The sequence below is a fragment of the Micromonospora tarensis genome, from assembly GCF_016803395.1.
Lineage (GTDB): Bacteria > Actinomycetota > Actinomycetes > Mycobacteriales > Micromonosporaceae > Micromonospora > Micromonospora tarensis.
This window is the reverse complement of sequence record NZ_JAEVHL010000311.1, coordinates 1-6,447: the sequence shown is the minus strand read 5'-3', so window position 1 is coordinate 6,447 and position 6,447 is coordinate 1. Positions and strand designations below refer to the sequence as shown.

Genomic DNA, 6,447 nt, shown 5'->3' with positions numbered 1-6,447 from the left:
GGCGGATCGGCCGGCACCGGAACCCGCCGACGAGCCCGCGCTGCGCGCGGCCGGCCAGGACCCGCCGGACGACGACGCCGCACCGGGTGCCCGGTCCGAGGCGCGTCGGCAGACGCGGGAGCGACGCCGGCTGCGGGCGGCGGTGCTGGTGCTGGTCAGCGTCGTGCTGCTCGGCGCGGTGCCGCTCTTCTTCGGCATCCGGACGCTGAGCCGCGACCCGGTCTTCGACAACCTGGACCAGCTCAACGTGCCCGGCTGGGCCGCCGCGAAGACGGTCGACGACGTCAGCGGCAGCCGGTGGTGCCTCCTGGACTGCCGGCTGCGTGAGCGCACCGTGACCTCGGAGAAGGCACCCAAGGAGACGGCGCAGGTCTACGAGGACGCGCTACGCCAGGACGGTTGGCAGCCGTGGAAGGTGAGCCGCTGCCCGGAGCAGCAGACGAAGGGCAGCTACACCTGCTGGCGACGCGACGAGCTGACCCTGGACCTCTGGGTACGCGAACCGACCTGTGTGCCACCGCCGGTGGACGGCGAACCGGCGGTCCCGCCGGCTGAGGATCCGCCGGCCGCTGCGACCGAGTGCACCGGCTCGTTGGTGTCGGTGAAGGTACGTAACGCGATCGACGACGAGCGGACCAGGCCACAGCCAACCACCGACCCGTCACTGACCGGAGAGGATCCGTTCCCAACGGTCAGTGCGGATCCGCTGGGGGAGCTGACACCCTCACCGTCGTGAGCCGGTCTCCATCACGGACGGTAGGGTCTGGGGCTGGCGGGCGCGCCCGCTACCGGTGACCGCCGGGGTCCGGCGGCCGGTACGGGTGCCATCGTTGTGCGTTCCGGGGACGTCGGGTCCTGCGGAACTCTGCTTGAGGAGGACAGGCGTGGGCGACATTGGAGCGATCGCGGCGCTGGTCGCGGCGTGCGCGTTCGCGGTGCTGGTGCTCATCCTGACGCTGCCCATCCTGCGGTTGCGGCACACGGTGGACGCCACCACTCGCATGATCAATGACCTCAACGACCGGACCGCGCCGCTGCTCGGTGACGTGAACACCACGGTGCGGAACGTCAACACCGCGCTGGAGCAGGTGCAGGTCTCGCTGGACGGGGTGAACCTCCAGCTGGCGAAGGTCGACACCATGACCAGCCACGCGCAGAACGTCACCGCCAACATCGCCAACCTGGCCGCCGTGGTGTCCGCCGCCGCCGCCAACCCGCTGGTCAAGGTGGCCGCGTTCGGTTACAGCGTGCGCAAGGCCGCCGCCGGCCGCCGACGCGCCGAGACCGAGCGTGAGGTGCGCGACACCATCAAGCAGCAGCGTCGGGCCGCGCGGCGCGGCGACCGCTGACTGACGCACCAGGAGGCAGCGAGACATGAGGCGTTTGTTCTGGCTCGGCATCGGGGTGGCCGTCGGTGTGCTCGTGGTCCGCAAGGCGACCCGGACCGCGCAGGCGTACACACCGGCCGGCATCGCCAGCACGTTGACGGAATCCGCTGGCGGGCTCGTCGAGTCGCTGCGTAGCTTCGTGGAGGACGTCCGAGTCGGGATGGCCGAGCGCGAGCAGGAGATCCACCAGGCGTTCGCCCAGGGCGAGGCGTTCGACGATCACTTCGCCGACCTGCGGGAAGACCCGCGGATCGGCGATCGAGACATCTTTCCGGAGGAACACCAGCGATGAAGACGGCGGAGATCAAGCGGCGGTACCTCGCGCATTTCGAGGCGAATGGCCACGCTGTGGTGCCGTCCGCTCCGCTGCCCGCCATCAGCGACCCGAACCTGCTGTTCGTCAACGCCGGCATGGTGCAGTTCGTGCCGTACTTCCTGGGTCAGCAGACGCCGGCGTACCAGCGGGCGGTCAGTGTCCAGAAGTGCCTGCGCACCCCGGACATCGACGAGGTCGGCAAGACCAGCCGGCACGGCACGTTCTTCCAGATGAACGGCAACTTCTCGTTCGGCGACTACTTCAAGGCCGGGGCGATTCCGCTGGCCTGGGAGCTGTCCACAAAGCCGGTCGCCGAGGGTGGTTACGGGCTGGACCCGGAGCGGATCTGGCCGACGATCTACCTCGACGACGACGAGGCGTTCGAGATCTGGCGGTCGGTGGGGGTGCCGGCCGAGCGGATCGTGCGGCGGGGCAAGGCGGACAACTTCTGGTCGATGGGCATTCCCGGGCCGTGCGGCCCGTCGTCGGAGTTGTTCTACGACCGGGGCCCGGAGTACGGCGCCGAGGGTGGACCGGCGGTCGACGAGGACCGGTACATGGAGTACTGGAACCTCGTCTTCATGCAGTTCGAGCGGGGCCCGGGGACCACCAAGGAGGACTACCCGATCCTGGGTGACCTGCCGGCGAAGAACATCGACACCGGCATGGGCCTGGAGCGGATGGCCTCGATCCTGCAGGGTGTCGACAACCTGTACGAGATCGACGAGGTGCGGCCGATTCTCGCCCGGGCGGCGGAGCTGACCGGTAAGCGGTACGGCGCGCACTCCGGCCATGTGGCGAGTGAGTCGCACCCGGACGACGTGCGGTTGCGGGTGATCGCCGATCACGTGCGGACCGCGTTGATGCTCATCGGCGACGGGGTGACCCCGTCGAACGAGGGTCGCGGGTACGTGCTGCGGCGGATCATGCGCCGGGCGATCCGGTCGATCCGGCTGCTGGGCTGGCAGGACCGGGCGCTGCCCGAGCTGCTGCCGGTGGCGCGGGACTGCATGTCCCCCTCGTACCCGGAGCTGGCGACCGACTTCGACCGGATCGCGGACTACGCGTACGCGGAGGAGGAGGCGTTCCTGTCCACCCTGCGGGCGGGTACCACGATCCTGGACACGGCGATCGCGGAGACCCGTACCGCGGGCGGGTCGGCGTTGTCGGGGGCGAAGGCGTTCCAGCTGCACGACACGTACGGTTTCCCGATCGACCTGACCCTGGAGATCGCGGCCGAGCAGGGCCTCACTGTCGACGACGAGGGCTTCCGCCGGTTGATGGCCGACCAGCGCACCCGGGCGAAGGCCGACGCGCAGGCCCGCAAGACCGGTCACGTCGACCTGTCCGCGTACCGCTCGGTGCTGGACTCGGGTGGCCCGGTGACCTTCACCGGGTACAGCGAGGTGTCCCGCGAGTCGACGGTGCGGGCGCTGCTCGGGGCCGACGGCCCGCGCCAGGCGGCGATCGAGGGCGACACCATCGAGCTGGTGCTCGACACCACCCCGTTCTACGCCGAGGGCGGCGGTCAGCAGCCCGACCAGGGCATGATCACGGTCGGCGGCGGGCAGGTCGAGGTGCTCGACGTGCAGCAGCCGGTGCCGGGTCTGATCGTGCACCGGGCCCGGGTGATCCGGGGCGAGGTACGCACCGGCGAGGCCGGCTACGCCGAGATCGACACGACTCGGCGGCGGGCGATCTCCCGGTCGCACACCGCCACCCACCTGGTGCACCAGACCATGCGTAACTTCCTGGGCGAGTCGGCCACCCAGGCGGGGTCGCTGAACGCGCCCGGCCGGCTCCGGTTCGACTTCAACACCCCGACCGGGGTGTCGCCGACTGTGCTGCGCGACGTGGAGCAGCAGGTCAACGAGGTGCTCCTGGCCGACCTGGAGGTGCACGCCTTCATCACCTCGCTGGACGAGGCGCGGCGGATCGGCGCGATGGCGCTCTTCGGCGAGAAGTACGGCGAGGAGGTGCGGGTCGTCGAGGTGGGCGACTACGCCCGGGAGCTGTGCGGCGGCACCCACGTGGCCCGCTCGGCCCAGCTCGGCCTGGTGAAGATCCTCTCCGAGTCGTCGATCGGTTCGGGCGTGCGCCGGGTCGAGGCGCTGGTCGGCATGGACGCCTTCGGCTTCCTGGCCAAGGAGCACCTGCTGGTCTCCCGGCTGGCCGAGCTGTACCGGGTGCCCAACGACCAGGTCGCCGACCGGGTGGAGCAGACCGTCACCCAGCTTCGTGACGCCGAGAAGGAGTTGGAGAAGCTGCGCGCCCAGCTGGTGCTGGGTGGCGCGGCGGCGCTCGCGGCGCAGGCCAAGGACGTGCGCGGGGTCGCGTACGTGGGCACCGAGGCGCCGGAGGGCGCGGCCGGCAACGACGTGCGCACCCTGGCGCAGGAGATCCGCGGCAAGATCGACCCGGCCCGGCCGGCGGTGGTCGCGGTGGCGGCTCGTGCCAACGGCAAGGCGTCGCTGGTGGTGGCGGTCAACGCGGCGGCCCGGAGTCGGGGCCTGGCCGCGTCGGATCTGGTGAAGGCGGCGTTCTCCGGGCGCGGCGGTGGCAGCCCCGACCTCGCCCAGGGCGGTGGTCTGCCCGCGACCGAGGCGCCGAATCTGCTGCTCACCGTCGAGAAGGCGATTACCGAGGCGTGATGATCGATCACTGTCAGCCAGGGCGGGCCGTTTGGTCCGCCCTGGTTCGTACCCGCCCGGTGGTGACCGTCGGTGGCTGAGCTGACGCGCGGGGTGCGGCTCGGTGTGGACGTCGGTCAGGTGCGGGTGGGGGTCTCCCGCTCCGACCCGGCCGGGATCTTGGCGACGCCGCTGGTCACGCTGGCGCGTGATCTGACGGCGGCGCCGGACACCGTGCCGAGCGATCTCGCCGAGCTGGCCGCGTTGGTGGCCGAGCACGAGGCCGTCGAGGTGGTCGTCGGTCTTCCGGTCAATCTCGCCGGCAAACACGGCCCTGCGGCTGTCCACGTGAAGGCGTACGCTGACCGACTGGTCGATGTGATAGCGCCTGTCCCGGTAACGCTCACTGACGAGAGGATGTCGACCGTGGTCGCTTCTCGTAGGCTTGCCGAGCGTGGCGTCCGAGGTAAACGTCAACGTGCGGTTGTCGACCAGGCGGCCGCGGTGGAGATCCTGCAGAGCTGGCTGGACGCGCAGCGGAGGCGGACGTAATGATCGACGATCTGGATCTTGGGTTCGACGAGCCGGAGCGAGGTGAGAAGGGTCGGCACCGGCGCGGCTTCCGGAAACGCAAGGGTGGGTCCGGCGGCGGCCGGGGCAAGACGTTCCTGGCCCTGCTGATGGCTCTGATCCTCCTGGGCGGCATCGGCGGCGGCGCGTTCTACGGCTTCGACCGCATCCAGAACTACTTCGTCACCCCCGACTACGACGGCTCCGGGACCGGTGAGATCACCGTCGAGATCAAGAACGGGGCGCTGCTCGCCGACATGGCCGACGCCCTGGTCTCCGCCGACGTGGTGAAGAGCCAGAAGGCGTTCATCGAGGCCGCCGAGGCCAACTCGCGTAGCAAGAACATCCAGCCGGGCACGTACAAGCTGCGCAAGCAGATGAGCGCCGCGAGCGCGGTGACCGCGATGCTCGACCTGAAAAACAAGATCGTCAACGGGCTGACCATCCCCGAGGGCCGCACCAGCCTGAACATCTACAAGCTGCTCTCCGAGAAGACCAAGATCCCGGTGAAGGACTTCCAGACCGCCGCGAAGGACCCGGAGGGCCTCGGCGTACCGGAGTGGTGGTTCAAGCGCGCGGACGGCAAGAAGTCCGTCAAGTCCGTCGAGGGCTTCCTCTTCCCGGACACCTACGAGATCCCGCCCAAGTCGACGGCCCAGAGCATCCTCAAGCTGATGGTGAACCGCTTCCTCTCCGTGACGGACGAGATGACCTTCGCCGACCGGGTGCAGAAGGAACGGGGCGGCGTCACCCCCTACGAGGCGCTGATCGTGGCCTCGCTGGCTCAGGCCGAGGCGGGCAACAAGGACGACCTGGGCAAGGTCGCCCGGGTGGCCTACAACCGGGTGTACGGGGAGTTCGACTGCAACTGCCTGGAGATGGACGTCACCGTCAACTACTACCTGGAGTCGATCGGCAAGCCGACCAAGACCTCGGCGCAGATGACGGCCACCGAGCTGGACGACCCGAAGAACCCGTACAACCGCAAACTGCGCGGTCTGGTCCCCACCCCGATCAACAACCCGGGTAAGCAGGCCCTGGCAGGGGCGATGGCCCCACCGCCGGGCAAGTGGCTCTACTTCGTGGCGATCGACAAGCAGGGTCACTCCGCGTTCGCCGAGACGTACGAGGGTCACCAGCGCAACGAGGCCAGGGCCCGCGAGGCCGGCATCATCTGATGGTGGGGCGACGCCGGGCGGCGGTGCTGGGCAAGCCGATCGCGCACTCCCTCTCCCCGGTGATCCACACCGCCGGTTACGCCGCCGCCGGGCTGACCGGGTGGTCGTACACCCGGATCGAGTGCGCGGCGGCGGAGCTGCCGGATCTGGTCGCCGGCCTCGGCCCGGAGTGGGCCGGGTTGTCGGTGACCATGCCGGGCAAGGAGGCGGCGCTCGCCGTGGCCGCGCAGGCCTCGCCGGTCGCCGCCGCCGTCGGCGCGGCCAACACGTTGGTACGCCGGCCGGACGGCTCCTGGTACGCGGACAACACCGACGTCGCCGGCATGGTGCAGGTGCTCACCGACGCCGTGGCCGCGCAGGCCTCG

6 protein-coding genes and 1 pseudogene are annotated in these 6,447 nt (G+C 70.1%); all 7 read left to right on the top strand.

Annotated features, from left to right (window positions below; all coding sequences use genetic code 11):
- The first annotated feature begins 40 nt into the window (after window positions 1–40).
- Entirely contained in the window at window positions 41–736 is a 696-nt protein-coding gene (locus JM949_RS32405) for a hypothetical protein (RefSeq protein ID WP_203151885.1), read from the top strand.
- Window positions 737–884: 148 nt separating this feature from the next.
- Window positions 885–1,349 (top strand): DUF948 domain-containing protein, encoded by a 465-nt coding sequence (locus JM949_RS32400; RefSeq protein ID WP_203151884.1) that lies wholly within the window; start codon window positions 885–887, stop codon window positions 1,347–1,349.
- Window positions 1,350–1,374: 25 nt separating this feature from the next.
- Window positions 1,375–1,680 carry a hypothetical protein gene (locus JM949_RS32395; protein ID WP_203151883.1) on the top strand — a complete coding sequence of 102 codons (306 nt, stop codon included), beginning with the start codon at window positions 1,375–1,377 and terminating at the stop codon, window positions 1,678–1,680.
- On the top strand, window positions 1,677–4,355 hold the full coding sequence (alaS, locus tag JM949_RS32390) for an alanine--tRNA ligase (RefSeq protein ID WP_203151882.1): 2,679 nt from the start codon (window positions 1,677–1,679) through the stop codon (window positions 4,353–4,355). The genes JM949_RS32395 and alaS overlap by 4 nt, the downstream gene beginning before the upstream one ends.
- A 72-nt stretch (window positions 4,356–4,427) precedes the next feature.
- Window positions 4,428–4,886, top strand: coding sequence for a Holliday junction resolvase RuvX (gene ruvX / locus JM949_RS32385; protein WP_203151881.1), 459 nt, complete (start codon window positions 4,428–4,430; stop codon window positions 4,884–4,886).
- Window positions 4,886–6,082 carry an endolytic transglycosylase MltG gene (gene mltG / locus JM949_RS32380; RefSeq protein ID WP_203151880.1) on the top strand — a complete coding sequence of 399 codons (1,197 nt, stop codon included), beginning with the start codon at window positions 4,886–4,888 and terminating at the stop codon, window positions 6,080–6,082. The genes ruvX and mltG overlap by 1 nt, the downstream gene beginning before the upstream one ends.
- A pseudogene (locus tag JM949_RS32375) lies at window positions 6,082–6,447 on the top strand (shikimate dehydrogenase); the annotation flags it as partial. The gene mltG and the pseudogene JM949_RS32375, both read left to right, overlap by 1 nt.